Annotated in this window: 13 protein-coding genes; 3 read left to right on the top strand and 10 right to left on the bottom strand. The window is 35.4% G+C overall.

Features of this window, described 5'->3' with window-relative positions:
- The first annotated feature begins 295 nt into the window (after nucleotides 1-295).
- Nucleotides 296-2,185: an ATP-binding response regulator gene (locus tag H8B04_RS07230; protein ID WP_190301904.1), complete on the top strand. Its 1,890-nt coding sequence runs from the start codon at nucleotides 296-298 to the stop codon at nucleotides 2,183-2,185.
- A 39-nt stretch (nucleotides 2,186-2,224) separates the two neighbouring features.
- Here H8B04_RS07230 and H8B04_RS07225 read toward each other — a convergent pair whose 3' ends face one another.
- The 7 genes from H8B04_RS07225 to fucP are packed head-to-tail and all read right to left on the bottom strand — an operon-like array spanning nucleotide 2,225 to nucleotide 8,781.
- On the bottom strand, nucleotides 2,225-3,013 hold the full coding sequence (locus H8B04_RS07225) for an L-fucose dehydrogenase (protein WP_165289791.1): 789 nt from the start codon (nucleotides 3,011-3,013) through the stop codon (nucleotides 2,225-2,227).
- A gap of 5 nt (nucleotides 3,014-3,018) precedes the next feature.
- Nucleotides 3,019-3,849, bottom strand: coding sequence for an amidohydrolase family protein (locus tag H8B04_RS07220; RefSeq protein WP_190301903.1), 831 nt, complete (start codon nucleotides 3,847-3,849; stop codon nucleotides 3,019-3,021).
- Nucleotides 3,850-3,855: 6 nt separating this feature from the next.
- Nucleotides 3,856-4,710 (bottom strand): fumarylacetoacetate hydrolase family protein, encoded by an 855-nt coding sequence (locus H8B04_RS07215; protein ID WP_165289793.1) that lies wholly within the window; start codon nucleotides 4,708-4,710, stop codon nucleotides 3,856-3,858.
- 17 nt (nucleotides 4,711-4,727) lie between these two features.
- On the bottom strand, nucleotides 4,728-5,492 hold the full coding sequence (locus H8B04_RS07210; RefSeq protein ID WP_165289794.1) for an SDR family NAD(P)-dependent oxidoreductase: 765 nt from the start codon (nucleotides 5,490-5,492) through the stop codon (nucleotides 4,728-4,730).
- A gap of 31 nt (nucleotides 5,493-5,523) precedes the next feature.
- Nucleotides 5,524-7,188, bottom strand: a complete 1,665-nt coding sequence (locus H8B04_RS07205) for a UxaA family hydrolase (RefSeq protein ID WP_165289795.1) — start codon at nucleotides 7,186-7,188, stop codon at nucleotides 5,524-5,526.
- Nucleotides 7,189-7,518, bottom strand: a complete 330-nt coding sequence (locus tag H8B04_RS07200) for an L-rhamnose mutarotase (RefSeq protein WP_165289796.1) — start codon at nucleotides 7,516-7,518, stop codon at nucleotides 7,189-7,191.
- A 9-nt stretch (nucleotides 7,519-7,527) separates the two neighbouring features.
- Nucleotides 7,528-8,781: an L-fucose:H+ symporter permease gene (fucP, locus tag H8B04_RS07195; RefSeq protein ID WP_165289797.1), complete on the bottom strand. Its 1,254-nt coding sequence runs from the start codon at nucleotides 8,779-8,781 to the stop codon at nucleotides 7,528-7,530.
- A 148-nt stretch (nucleotides 8,782-8,929) separates the two neighbouring features.
- Between fucP and H8B04_RS07190 the strand changes: the two genes are divergently transcribed.
- Complete coding sequence (locus H8B04_RS07190) at nucleotides 8,930-9,787, top strand: AraC family transcriptional regulator (RefSeq protein ID WP_190301902.1); 858 nt, start codon at nucleotides 8,930-8,932, stop codon at nucleotides 9,785-9,787.
- Nucleotides 9,788-9,862: 75 nt separating this feature from the next.
- A complete protein-coding gene (locus H8B04_RS07185) occupies nucleotides 9,863-11,008 on the top strand; it encodes an exo-beta-N-acetylmuramidase NamZ family protein (RefSeq protein ID WP_190301901.1) in 1,146 nt (381 codons plus the stop codon).
- 55 nt (nucleotides 11,009-11,063) lie between these two features.
- Here the strand turns inward: H8B04_RS07185 and H8B04_RS07180 are convergent, their stop codons facing one another.
- From H8B04_RS07180 to hemF, 3 genes are read right to left on the bottom strand one after another with little or no spacing between them, the layout of a single operon-like run.
- Nucleotides 11,064-12,341, bottom strand: a complete 1,278-nt coding sequence (locus H8B04_RS07180) for a M16 family metallopeptidase (RefSeq protein WP_190301900.1) — start codon at nucleotides 12,339-12,341, stop codon at nucleotides 11,064-11,066.
- A gap of 10 nt (nucleotides 12,342-12,351) precedes the next feature.
- The gene (locus H8B04_RS07175) at nucleotides 12,352-13,584 is read right to left on the bottom strand and encodes a M16 family metallopeptidase (protein ID WP_165289801.1); all 1,233 of its coding nucleotides are present in this window, start codon (nucleotides 13,582-13,584) and stop codon (nucleotides 12,352-12,354) included.
- Nucleotides 13,585-13,597: 13 nt separating this feature from the next.
- Entirely contained in the window at nucleotides 13,598-14,491 is an 894-nt protein-coding gene (gene hemF, locus H8B04_RS07170) for an oxygen-dependent coproporphyrinogen oxidase (RefSeq protein WP_165289802.1), read from the bottom strand.
- Nucleotide 14,492 lies beyond the last annotated feature (1 nt).

Below are 14,492 nucleotides of genomic sequence, written 5' to 3'. Positions count from 1 at the left end.
ATTATTTAAATAAATATATTTGTAGTGAATTATTGATAATAAATAGATTATTGATATCTTTACGCATACAAATAGCAAAACCGTGCCAATTAGAAAAACTTTTTTGTTGAGATTATTGTTAGTGCTAGTTATCCTAGTATCTTTCAGTATTCTTTGCACCATATTCATAAAACAATACAAACAGTATAAGCAAGTTGAAAATAGATTAAATCTTGCCTAATCTCATAATTCCAAGGTATCGCCGGCGTTATATGAGCTTTTCTCGACGTTCACAGAAGTAGACAATTTATTTCGATTGTATGCTATATCTTTCGATGACAAGAATTTTAAAGCCTATCAAAGTAAATTAGATACATTAGGGCAAATAATTCACGCTTTGGATACTATTCCAGCGCAGCAAAACACCAAAGTCCAAAAGAAGGAAATTGCCATTTTGGATCAATCGCTATCTATGCAATATTTAGCACTTAAAAAGCAGATAGACGATTTAATAATTTTCGCAGACCAGAATTTTGCTAAGAATAATAATAATTTAAGAACAGTCCAAAGAGATCGAATTGTCAGCAGTGATTCGGTTATCAATCGCATTTTAAGCGATACATTGGCGCGCCTAGATTCTGATGCAGATACTATAGTGAAGAAAAAACAAAATCTGTTTAAGAGAATTTTCAATGCTAAAAATGATACAGTTCTCAACACTAATAATACCGCGGTATTAAATGTAAACCAAATCGACATTGTTCAAAAGTATATTGAAAATCTCATTCGTACGAATGAAGCAAGCTATATAAGCAATATAAAAGATTTAAGAAGGGTCTATCTACTTTCCAAAGAAAAAGAAAGAAAGATCATCACTTCCAATTATGAATTAATAAATGAACTCAAAAAATCAATTGAAGCCATTCGAGAAATTGAATTTTTAAAATTCAGAACAGCGGAAAAAGATGATTATGTGCTCTATAAATTCAACACGCAAAAGTTTCGCTCGTATGCTATAATGGCCTTATGTGTGATTCTTTTAATGTTGATGTTTATTATATATTATCAATATGTCGTATCGAAATACGAGAACAAATTGATAAAAGAGAAAGACTATGCGTCACAATTAGCCGAGGAAAAAACCAGTTTATTAACCAATATCAGTCATGAGATCCGTACACCTCTAAATTCATTGAAAGGTGTTATGAAGCTGTTGACTTCCAATAAAGCGGAAGAAATTGATGACAAATTACTGTCAAATATCAATTACGACATTAATCTCATCAATAATACCGTTAATGATATTCTCAACTTAAGTAAAATAGAATCTGGTGCTGTGGACGTGGTACTTGATGAAGTATATATTTCTAAAATTATCAACGACACTTTCAGTTTACATAAATACCAAGCGGAGCAAAAAGGTCTTACTTTCATTAACGAAAATCAATTAGATCCTATATTAAAAATTAAATCCAACGAATTTAGGCTTAGACAAGTAATTTCTAATTTAATTAATAATGCCTTAAAATACACCAACAAAGGCAGTATTAAGCTCGAAAGCAAAATTGTAAATGATAAAATATCCATAGATATAGTGGATACAGGCATAGGAATAGACGATAAAAAAATCGATCAGGTTTTTAGGAAATACTATACTGTCGATGGCGAAAAAAACAAAGTTGGTTTTGGATTAGGACTACACATATCTCAGATTTTAGCGAAGCAAATAAATGGCAAACTTAGCGTAAAAAGTAAATTAGGAAAAGGCTCCACTTTTACTTTACAAGTTCCAATGAATAAATCTGTTGCTAATAAAAAACCTACAATTCAATCTAGGGTTACAAAGGAAATTCCTGTAGATACTTCTATAGTCTTCATTGATGATAATAAGATAAACTTGCTATTAGCAAAACAAGCTTTTAGCAATTTTAAGAATATTCAATTTTTTGAAGACGCAGAGCATGCGCTTTCCTATATAGAAAAAACAAAACCAGATATTGTAATTACGGACGTCATCATGCCTACATTATCAGGTTGGAACGTATTGGAGTCTATTAAGTCTAAAAAAGACCTTCAGCAAACAAAAGTTTTTGCAAACTCAGCTGAAAGTAGTTTTGCAGATAACAAACATTCTAATTTCCAGTTCGATGGAATATTAGAGAAGGGATTTGATCCAGATAATTTAGCTAAGATATACTATAATTAAAAGCAAAACAAAAGGGGATTTAAAAATCCCCTTTTGTTTTTATTCTTTTATTAAAGCACGATCAAGATGCACATATCCCCCATCGACATAAACCAATTGTCCCGTAGTATGGCTTGATCGATTGGAAAGTAAAAACACAGCTGTATTTGCAATCTCCTCTGGAGTCGTCATACGATGCTCCAAGGGGATACGATCTGTAATTTTCTTCAATGTTTCCTCTGGATTATCCAATGTTTGAATCCAAGTATCGTATTGTGGAGTAGCACATTCAGCTACTATAATGGCATTCACACGAATACCGTAAGGTAACAATTCAACGGCCCATTCTCTCGTTAAGGCATTGCGTGCTCCATTTGATGCTGCATAACCCGAAGTACCTCCCTGACCTGTTTCTGCCGTTTTAGAACTAATATTTACAATTACTCCCTTAGATTCTTTTAAAGCGGATAATGCATGATGTACAATCAAATAATAGTGTACCACATTTTTATGATAAGATTGGATAAAATCTTCATAATTACCATTTTCCAATCCTACTCCATCATTTTGCCCTGCATTATTTACAATCCCATCAATCCGACCATACTTCTCTAAAGTGGCGTCTACTGCTTTTTTAGATTCTTCAGGATTGGACAATTCTGCTTCAACGCATAAGGCTTCGCCTCCTAAAGCTACAACCTCATCCTTTACCAAATTATTATCGGATTGTTTACGCCCAACAATGACAGGAATGGCTCCCTCCTTTGCTAACGCCAAAACAATGCCTTTACCAATACCCTTTGCTCCACCCGTGACGATGAAAACTTTGCCTTTTAAATTTAAGTCCATATTAGTTATTTGAGATTATAAAATTTCACGGCATTCAGTCCCCAAAACTTATCGAGTTCTTCGTTTGTGAAATCTTTTAATTTATCTTGAACAATTTCGATGCTTTGTTCATAACTGGCTGCTAGTAAACAAACCGGCCAGTCTGATCCGAAACATACACGATCTTTACCAAAACTTTTGATGACATGATCAATATATTGTGTAAAATGATCCAGTCGCCAATTCGTCCAATCCGCTTCTGTTGCCAATCCCGAAACTTTGCAGAATACGTTTGGAAAAGATGCTAGACTTTCAATAAACAAAGCCCACTCTTCAAACTCTTGGGATTTGATAGGTGGCTTTGCAATATGATCAAGCATAAATTTTTGATTCGGATTAGCCTTTACACATGCCAATGTACTTGCATAATGACGCGGTCTAATCAGCAAATCGTAAGTATAATCGTATTTTGTGAGAGCTTCTATACCGCGCAAAAATTCATCTGAACTCAAGAAATCACCATGGGGTTCCGCCTCAATAACATGCCTAAAACCTTTGATAATCTCATGTTTTTTGAATTCTTCTAAATATTCATCAATATGTGCAGAATGTAAATCTACCCACCCTACAACACCTTTTATCAATTTGTAAACCTGCGCTAACTCAGCCAAAAAATAGCTTTCCTGATGACTTTCGCTAGCTTGAACAGCCACTACACCATCAATACGATTATCTTTTAGCGTTTGAGAAATATCATTTGGCAAAAAATTGCGCTGAATAGTAGACATTTCGTCTGTAATCCAAGAATCTCTCACAGGATCATAAATCCAAAAATGTTGATGAGCATCTATACGCATATTGTTTTATTTTTTATAATCAATTACTTCTTGTCTTTGCTCGCCTAAATAATCTGCTCCTAATTCAATAACGTCTCCTTCTTTTAAATATATCGGCGGATTAAATCCTAGACCCACTCCAGCTGGAGTTCCGGTAGAAATAACATCGCCTGGAAGCAAGGTCATAAATTGCGAAACATAAGAAACAATAAAAGGAACAGAAAAGATTAAGTTCTTGGTATTACCATTTTGATATGTCTTGCCATTCACTTTCAACCAAAGATTTACATTATTGATATCAGGAATTTCGTCTTTTGTAGTGAGTACAGGTCCCATCGGCGCAAAAGTATCACAGCCTTTGCCTTTATCCCAAGTACCACCACGCTCTATTTGAAACTCACGCTCCGAAATATCATTGTGTAATACATATCCAGCCACATAATCCAATGCTTCAGCTTCTTCTACATAAGTCGCTTTCTGGCCGATTACAATTCCAAATTCAACCTCCCAATCCGTTTTTTTAGAGTTTTTAGGTATTACTACCGTATCATTCGGACCTATTAATGCGGTGGTAGATTTCATAAAAATAATAGGTTCTGCTGGTATCGCAGCTCCTGTTTCTTCTGCATGGTCTTTATAATTCAAACCAATACAAACAATTTTGGAAGGCCTTGAAAACGGAGCACCTAATCTGGAATCCCTAGGTAATTCAGTTAGTCTCTCAGTATTTGTTTCCAAATAGTCTTGTAGTCTCTTTAGCCCTTCATTTTCAAAAAAAGATTCATTATAATCTGACACGAAATCGGAAACATCATAATTTACACCTTCTATCTGTACACCACATTTTTCTTTACCAACTTCACCAAATCGTATTAATTTCATTATTTATATTTTAATTGTTAGTTATTGAGTTTAATAAAGCCACCATCAATTGGATAATCATTACCTGTGATGAATGCGGCATCGTCCGAACATAGGAATAGAGCCAATTTAGCAATTTCCTCTGGTTTTGCCATACGGCCTATAGGTTGTGAATCGGAAAGTTTTTGAAACATTTCTACTTCCTTTCCAGGATAGTTTTTCGAGATAAATCCATCCACAAAAGGTGTATGAACTCGTGCTGGAGAAATAGAATTACTTCGAATGTTATACTTCATATAATCTCGGGCTACAGACATGCTCATTGCGTAAATAGCGCCCTTGCTCATCGAATAAGCAAAACGGTCAGCAATACCGACCACCGCTGCTATAGAAGCTAAATTTAATATTACTCCGCTGCCTTGTTGTTTCATTTTAGGAACACAAGCATATAATGCGTTATATGCGCCTTTGACATTGACGTCAAAAACTTTTTCAAAATCTGCTTCAGCGCAGTTTTCGAGATTTCCAACATGTGCAATTCCCGCATTATTCACCAGAATATCTACTTTGCCAATTGAATCAATAACGTTTATTATCTCTGCTTGATTCGAAACGGAGCAAATGTGTAATTTCGCTCCTCCTCCATTTGAAATAATATTTTGAACCACCTTATTACCACCTTCAACATTTAAATCTATGATATGTACCATAGCCCCTTCAGCAGCAAAAAGCTCTGAAATCGCTTGGCCAATACCACTTCCACCTCCTGTAATTACGGCAACTTTCCCTTCTAATTTTGACATCTTAATTTAAATTGTATTTATTACATAATCTCTATAACGACACACCTCTTCTCCAAGGAATAAAATCATCTTGTCCAAGCTTCACAGCTTTTGGAACTTGTTGACCACTTGCTACTTCAATGACATAATCAAGTATACGATGAGCTGATTCTTCTATTGTTTCTTGTCCATCGATAATAGTCCCACAATTAATGTCTATTATATCTGGCATGCGTTCATAAGTTGTTGTATTGGTAGAAATTTTAATTACCGGTGCAATAGGATTACCCGTTGGCGTGCCTAAACCTGTTGTAAAAAGCACAACATTCGCTCCGGCAGCCACTTCTGCTGTAGTACTCTCCACATCATTTCCTGGTGTACACAATAGATTCAATCCAGGTTTATCTGCTAGTTCGGGATAATCGGCGACATTCGCTACAGGAGAAGTGCCCCCTTTTTTAGCTGCTCCTGCGGATTTAATTGCATCCGTGATTAAACCATCACGAATATTTCCAGGAGAAGGATTCATATAAAATCCTGAACCATCTGCTTCTGCTTTGGCATTGTAGGTTTTCATTAAGTACATGAAGCGTTGAGCGATATCTTCATTCAGACATCTGTCGCTCATTTCCTGCTCAACACCACACAATTCAGGGAATTCTGCTAGGATAACTGAACCGCCTAAACTAACTATAATGTCCGAAACCATTCCTAAAGCGGGATTGGCGGATATTCCCGAAAAACCATCTGAGCCTCCACACTCTAAGCCAATACAAAGTTTGTCCAATGTAGCGCGTTGACGCGTCTGCAAATTAGCCTGAGCTAATCCGGCAAAAGTTGCTTTGAGAGCCTTCTGCATCAATTCGGCTTCCGTCCCCTCCTTTTGCTGCTCAAAAATGTATAACGGTTTATCAAAGTTAGCGTCTCTTTTAGCGATTTCATCACGTAATATGGAAGCTTGTGCATGTTGACACCCTAAACTTAGAACCGTCGCACCTGCCACATTAGGATGCGTGATGTACCCCGCTAATAATCCACAAAGGGCATCGGAATCCATACGTGTCCCGCCACAACCCATATCGTGATTTAAGAATTTCACACCATCAACATTTGGAAAAGGCCGATTAGTCTTCTGTTTAATACTAGAAGAGGTTAAGTCCATCTGTAATAATTCATCGATAGAAGCTCCTGCTTTATATCGATCAAGCAGTAAATCTACCTCATTCGAATAATCCTTGCTTTCTACTTTATAGCCTAATCTCTCTTCTAATGCAGATTTTAGCGTTAAGACATTTCTATTTTCACAGAATACTAAAGGAATGACCAGCCAGTAATTGGCGGTGCCTACTTTACCATTCGATCGATGAAAACCAAAAAATGTTTTATTCTGATATTTCGAAACATCCGGCTTGTGCCATTCCAATTTGCGCTCACCCAATTTAAAATCTTCTGAAGCATGGCGCAGATTGTCTACAGTAATTAAACTTCCTTTTGGTAGCGCATAGTTTAATTTTCCTACCAAAACACCATACATATAGATTTCCTGATCTTTATCGTAATCAGCCAAAGTAAATTTATGTTTTGCTTTAATATGATCTACTAAAACAACTGTTTGTCCTGCAAAATCAATGACTTGTCCTGCTTGCAAATCCTGCAAAGCAACTAACACATTATCTTTTGAATGTATTTGTAAAAAATACAAACGCTCTTTTTCCATTTATAATTGAAATATTTTATCCATTAATACCCACTTTTCACCTTCTTTGGCTCCTGGAATCGCTTGCTGATATTTCCACATCAATTGTTCCCATTCTTGCACTTTTGAATTTGAAGCATCCATTTCAGCTTTTACAGAGAAATCAAAATCCTCAGCTGTCTCCATAAGCATAAACAACCTATTGCCAAATCGATAAATCTCCATATTTTCTATTCCCGCATCAGCTATCGATTTTTTGATTTCTGGCCACACAGCTTTATGGTACTCCTCATATTCTTGAATTAATTTTGGATCATTTACTAAATCCAATCCTAAAGCATATCTCTTCATTTCTATTTTTTAATTTTGAATAGCTTTGACATGACGTGTTTTCCATCCAAACAACAATATAACCAGGAAACACAACAATACCACCACATAAGAAAGGTGAATATTCTTCGTACTATCTGTAATCATACTTGCTAAAGGAGGAATAACCGCACCACCTACGATTGACATAATTATAAAACTGGAAGCGGACTTGGTATCTCTTCCTACGCCTTGTATGCCGATCGCAAAAATTGTCGGGAACATTATTGACATGAAAAACGTAATCCCAATCAACGCATAAAACGTAAATATTCCAGTTCCAAAAATCACTATAAGACTTAACAGTATAGAAAATATGCTATAAAGCATAAGCAATTTGTAAGGAGCTATATAACGCATAAAAAATGTGCCGACAAATCGCCCTATCATAAACAAAAAGCCCGCTAGTCCTGCGTAATATTTTGCATCTTGACCAGCCATATTTATTGCATCTTCTGCAAAAACTAATAAAAAACTAAATACGTAAACTTGCGCCCCTACATAAAAGAATTGCGCAACAATTCCCCAACGAACCTGCATGTGTCTTAGACTCCTGAAAAAGCCCACATGCTCAGTAGAACCATCCTCCTCTTCTTTGATATCTGGTAATTTGGTCAGAAAAAATAATACGGCAACAACCAATATAATTAACCCCAATACCAAATAAGGTCCTTTCACTAATCCTGTTTCTGCTTGAATGTAGGCTAATCTTGCCCCTTCAGACATGGAAGCTAATTCCTCTGAAGATTTTGGCTCTTCTGCAAGAATAAAAACTCCTCCAACAATTGGTGCTAGTGAAGCTGCAAGACCATTGAAAGATTGCGCAAAATTAAGGCGTTGAGTAGCTTTAGCAGGATCACCCAACACGGTGATATATGGATTTGCGGCTGTTTCCAAAATAGTCAATCCACAAGAAAGTATAAATAAGGCAGTTAGGAAAAAACCATAACTCACTGTGTTAGCCGCAGGTATAAACAAAAAGCAACCCAAGGCGAACAAACTTAATCCAACGAGAATACCAGCCTTATAACCAAATTTTTGCATGATGATTCCAGCTGGAATGGCCAATAAAAAATAGGCAACGAATACAGCAGAATCAACTAAGGACGCTTGGAAATGTGTTAAGCTAAATGCACTGCGTAAATGCTTGATTAATATAGGATCTAGATTATGAATAAATCCCCAAAAGAAAAATAGTGATGTAATCAGTATAATTGCAAAAGTATACTTTTGTTGTTTCGTCATGGTCTTTGTTTATAATTGATTGGAATAAAATTAAAGGTATTAAAGAATAATTACATAAACCAATTTACCTAAAACATAAACTATATTATCTACTTTAGTATTAATTTTTAGGATTTACTTGAATAAGTGGATAATATAAACCGATGATATGAAAAAACTAAGCCTCACAGAAAGTTATCATAAAAACTTACATGTGCGCAGAGATAGCTATCCGCAACACCATAATCTTTGGCATTATCACGAAGAAATTGAATTTATCTATTTAGCAAAAGGTATGGGAACTTTATTCGTCGGGGATTGTATTCAGAGTGTTGCTGAAAACAGCTGTGTTTTAATTGGGTCTAACATTCCGCATTATTGGCTTTTTGATGGTGATTATCTTCACAAACATAATCCGATTGACTGTATTGTGATCCACTTTAAACCTAATTTTTTAGGCGAAGGTTTTTATCAATTACAAGAAGCTAAAAGTATTCAACAGTTGATTTCCAATTCATCAAGAGTAATGTATTTGGAGAATTGTGACGCCATGTTCAACGACCTGTTTGCTTATATTCATGAGAAATCGGATATTCTTAAAATCACCAAACTCATCGAATCCCTTCATTATTTCGAAAAGTATCAACCGCAAATGTTGATTAGCGAAAACTACGAAGTTTATACGCATTCGTTAGATCATAAAAGGATGAATGATGTGATTAATTACATTAAAGATAATTACCGTAATAAAGTGGAATTGGATGCATTAGCGAGCTTAGCGAAGATGACTAAAAATTCATTCTGTAGATATTTTAAACAAAAAACTGGTAAAACTCCAATCCAATTCGTAAGTGAACTGCGTGTCGCTCATGCCTGTAGATTATTAAAATCTTCTGATATGAATCTCAAAGAAATTTGCTTTGAATCCGGTTTCAACAACTTTGTGAATTTTCATAAAATATTTAAAAGTGTAACGGATACTAGCCCAAAACAGTATAAAAAATTAAATACAATCACGACAATTTAATTTTAATACTACGCTTCTTTATATAATAAGGTCAATAAATCTTTGGATTAAATTGTAATTCCTTATTTTCAGCGCATGAAATCTACCACACGTTTTGGCGTCGATATTTTACTTGAAAAAGAATCCATCAATAAAAACTTAAAAATAGGATTAGTCTGCAATGCCGCCTCAATGACTAGTAAGGATCAACATAGCCGATTAGCGTTGAAAGACGCTGGATTTAATATAACCAAACTTTTTGCTCCCGAACATGGATTTGATGGAACTGGAGATGATGGGGCTTATATCGATCACCACATTGATAGCGCAACACAAATTCCTATCATCAGTCTATATAGTGAAAAACTTGCTCCGACGGAGAAAGACTTAGCCGATTTGGATTTGATTATAGTGGATTTACCCGATATTGGAGCTCGATTTTATACTTACTTGTGGACGATGACCCACGTATTGGAGAGTTGCGAAAAATACAATAAGCCAGTCCTATTATTAGACAGACCAAATCCAATAGAGCAGGCTATTCATTTGGCAGAAGGTCCTTTTTTGAATGAGAGTTGTAGTTCATTTATAGGAAGATTTAATATTCCTATTACTCACCAATGTACTTTGGCAGAACTTGCTCAATATTTCAGAGGTAAATATTACCCGAAATTAGATTTACAAATTCAGAAAATGGAAAACTGGAATAGGGCAACAAACACAGACTATCCTTTCTTCCCTACATCTCCAGCCATTCAAAACAGAGAAACTATATATACGTACGCGGGTGCTTGTCTCTTTGAAGGATTAAATATCCAAGAAGGCCGAGGAACAGATTATCCTTTTGCACAATTCGGTGCGCCTTGGATAGATGCTGATCTATTATATAAACAGGTTTCCAAAGAATTAGTTGGCGCGGATATAGAGGTTGTACATTATACCTCCACAATGAGTTTGTATATTGGAGAAGAATGTCACGGTTTGAGAATTATTCCTAAAAATCCAACTGCATTTCAATCCGTTCAATATTTCATAAATCTCATTCAGATTATCTACAGCATGTTTCCAGATCATTTAAAAGAACGTAATTACCATACCAACGTTAATCCTGATGGAAACAAACATTTAGATAAATTATTAGGAATACCAAATGCTTTTAAATATTTGAAACAACATAAAATAAACACAAGAGAAGGCATTGAAGATTGGGAAAAAGAAATAACTCCGTTTTTACTGTATTAAGGAAAAGCCCAATGAAAAAATTTTCATTGGGCTTTTTTAATTTTAAAGTTTGATCTTAAATCTTTCCGACTACCACTTTAAATAATTTATCATAGTCAAAATATCGTTGAGCGATATCTTGCACCTTATCCGCATTCATATCTTTTAAGATGTAAGAATAATACTGGTAATATTCTGTTCCTAATCCAGAAAAGTATACTGCTTTGAACTTATCGACATGCGAAAAAATACTTTCTAAACTTCCTAAAAGCATTCCTTGCATATAATTACGAACCAAGGCAATTTCTTCTTCAGAAGTTTTTTCATTTCTAAGGATTTCAAATTCCTTCTGAATTTCACTCAGCGTATTTTGTGTCACATCAACGCCAACTTCCGAAGCAATAGTTATAAATCCTGTATGACGTAAATTTCCAATGTACGAACCTATACTGTACGTATACCCTTTTTCTTCACGAATATTACGCATTAAACGTGAACCAAAGAAACCGCCAAATAATGTATTTACAAACTGTAATGCAGGGAAGTCAATATGACGGCGATTAATAGTTAATCCGCCTAAACGAACCGCAGATTGTAAAGCCTCTGGTTTTTCTTTGATCAACAATTCCGAAGAATACGGTTGGAATTCCAATGAAGTTTTCTTCACCAGCTCATGTGTATTTTCCCACTCCTGACCAAATAAAGTAGCTATTAAAGACTTCAAATTGGCGTCTATATTTCCAGCAATAAACAAATTACAGTTAGCAGGTTGTATCTGCTTACGATACAATTCTACAATGTGCGCTCGCTCAATAGCATCGTATGTTTCCTCTGTCGGAAGCACACCATAACGCGTTCCTTTGAAGACTTCCTTATAGAAATTACGTCTTGCTAGCACATCATTTTTTTGCAACGAGATTTGTAAAGACTGTTTATTATTGCGTATGTGCGTATCTAATTCCGCTTGTGGAATAATAGAATGCTGCAGGATATCGGCTAAAATTGGAAGTATTTTATCTACATATTTGTGCATCGTATATACAGTCAATGAACTTTGATCAAAACTGTATTCTGGCATCAAATAAGCACCGTAAAAATCAACGGTGTCCGCTATCTGTTTGGATGTTAGACTTTCTGTACCTTCTCTCAACATTGAAGAAAGCACAGGATTTAATGTAGCAAGTTCTTCTTTTAATAGAATATTATCAAAAGTGAATTCTAACTTAATCAAATCCAAATCTGGAGCTTGAAAAATAAATGTTTTCAATCCATTGGCATAAACCATTTTTTCTGGTTCTACCAAGTTAACATCCTTTATTTCTTTGAAATGAGGTGCTACTGTTCTATTCAACATTTTCCTTCGCTTATGATTTATAAAATAATGTAGAAGAGTTTTCTTTCACAAATAGTGAATTGGCTACACGATGAATATCTTCTATAGTAACAGCACTATATTTAGCCACATCTTGATTATAATCTTCTGCTTTGCTTAGCATTTCAAAAAAAGCCAAATTCATCGCTTTATCCAAAATTGATAGTTCAGCAAATAACATGGTTGATTCTACCTTGTTCTTCACTTTCTGCAGTTCATTTTCAGCAACCAGTTCAGATTTTATTTTTTCCAGTTCCGTCCAAATATGTTTTTCAGCATCTTCTAAAGATATATGCGGTAACGGTTTTCCTTCTACCACAAAAAGATTAGTATCAATACTGCCCATCATGTAAGCATTAATTTCGCTGAAAACTTGATTTTCTTTTACCAACGAACGATACAATCTGGAGGAGGAACCCCTTGATAATAAATCAGAAATTAAATCGGTAGCATAATAATCTGGAGAAAGTCTGTCTGGTCCATGAAATGCTATATATAAAGCATCTACTGGAACATCAGCTTCTACACTTTCAAATCTAGCTTCTTCTTGCTTTGGCTCTTGAGGCAAATTACGTTCATAAGCATTACCTGCCGGAATATCACCAAACCATTTTTCTGCTAACGCTTTGACTTCCTCAAGATTTACATCTCCTGCTACCACCATAATAGCATTTTGAGGTGTGTAGAATTTTTGGAAGAATGCTTTTACATCTTCCATTTTTGCTTCTTCAATATGCCTAAGCTCCTTACCAATAGTTGCCCATCTATATGGATGAACTTTATAGGCTAAAGGCCGCAGTTTCAACCAAACATCTCCATAAGGTTGGTTTAAGTATCGCTGCTTAAACTCTTCACAAACTACCTGACGCTGAACTTCTAAACTTTGCTCACTGAAAGCTAAGCTTAACATTCTATCACTCTCCAACCAAAATGCTGTTTCCAAATTATTAGAAGGCAATGTGATGTAATAGTTCGTAATATCATTACTTGTGAAAGCATTGTTTTCGCCTCCTACGGATTGCAAAGGAGCATCATAATTAGGAATATTTATTGAACCTCCAAACATAAGATGTTCGAACAAGTGTGCGAAACCTGTTTGTTCAGGAGATTCATCACGAGCTCCTACTTTGTATAGAATATTCACCACAGCCATAGCTGTAGTATGGTCTTCGTGCACCAAAACTGTCAAACCATTATCTAGTTTGAAACGATTGAAATTTATCATTAATAATTGATAATTATACCCAGGGAATATCTTTCTTCAATAAATCTAAAGTTCTTTCTTCTTGCGATCCTGGTTCCGCTTTGAAATCATAAAACCAGTTAGCTTGTGCCGGTAAACTCATTAAGATTGACTCAATACGACCATTGGTTTCCAAACCAAATTTCGTACCCGAATCATATACTAAGTTGAACTCCACATAACGACCTCTCCTAATCAATTGCCAATCTTTCTCTCGTTGTGTGTAAGATTGATCACGATGTCTATTAACAAGCTCTATATAAGTCGGTGCAAAGATTCTTCCCAAATCACACGAGAAATCAAAGATTTGCTCATAGCTTAATCCTGTCTTTTCAGGAGTCAATTTATCATAGAATACCCCACCAATTCCGCGCGTTTCGTTTCGGTGTTTGATAAAAAAGTAGTTATCCGCCCAAGTTTTGAAATCAGCATAAAAATTAGGATGATGGGTATCACATACATTTTTTAATTGTTGATGGAAGAATTTCGCATCTTCATCAATAACATAATGCGGCGTTAAATCTATTCCTCCACCGAACCAACGAATTTGTTCGTTCAATTCAAAATAACGAATATTCATATGAATAATCGGAACATGCGGATTGTTCGGGTGAATAACAATAGAAACACCCGTAGCGAAAAAATATTCTTCATCAACTCCAAAAGCTTTTTTAATAGCCTCAGGTAATTTCCCATGTACAGCAGAGAAATTTACACCGCCTTTTTCCAAAATATTTCCATTTTGAATAATACGTGTTCTTCCTCCACCACCGCCTTCGCGTTCCCAAACTTCTTCCTCGAATTTCGCTCCCCCATCCAAAGCCTCCAAGGCTTGGGTAATTTCATCTTGTATCTTCTGATAGGTTTCTGCTATATGTTCTTTTGTCATC

The sequence above is a fragment of the Sphingobacterium litopenaei genome (genome assembly GCF_014692495.1).
Classification (GTDB): domain Bacteria; phylum Bacteroidota; class Bacteroidia; order Sphingobacteriales; family Sphingobacteriaceae; genus Sphingobacterium; species Sphingobacterium litopenaei.
This window is presented reverse-complemented; position numbering and strand designations above follow the sequence as displayed.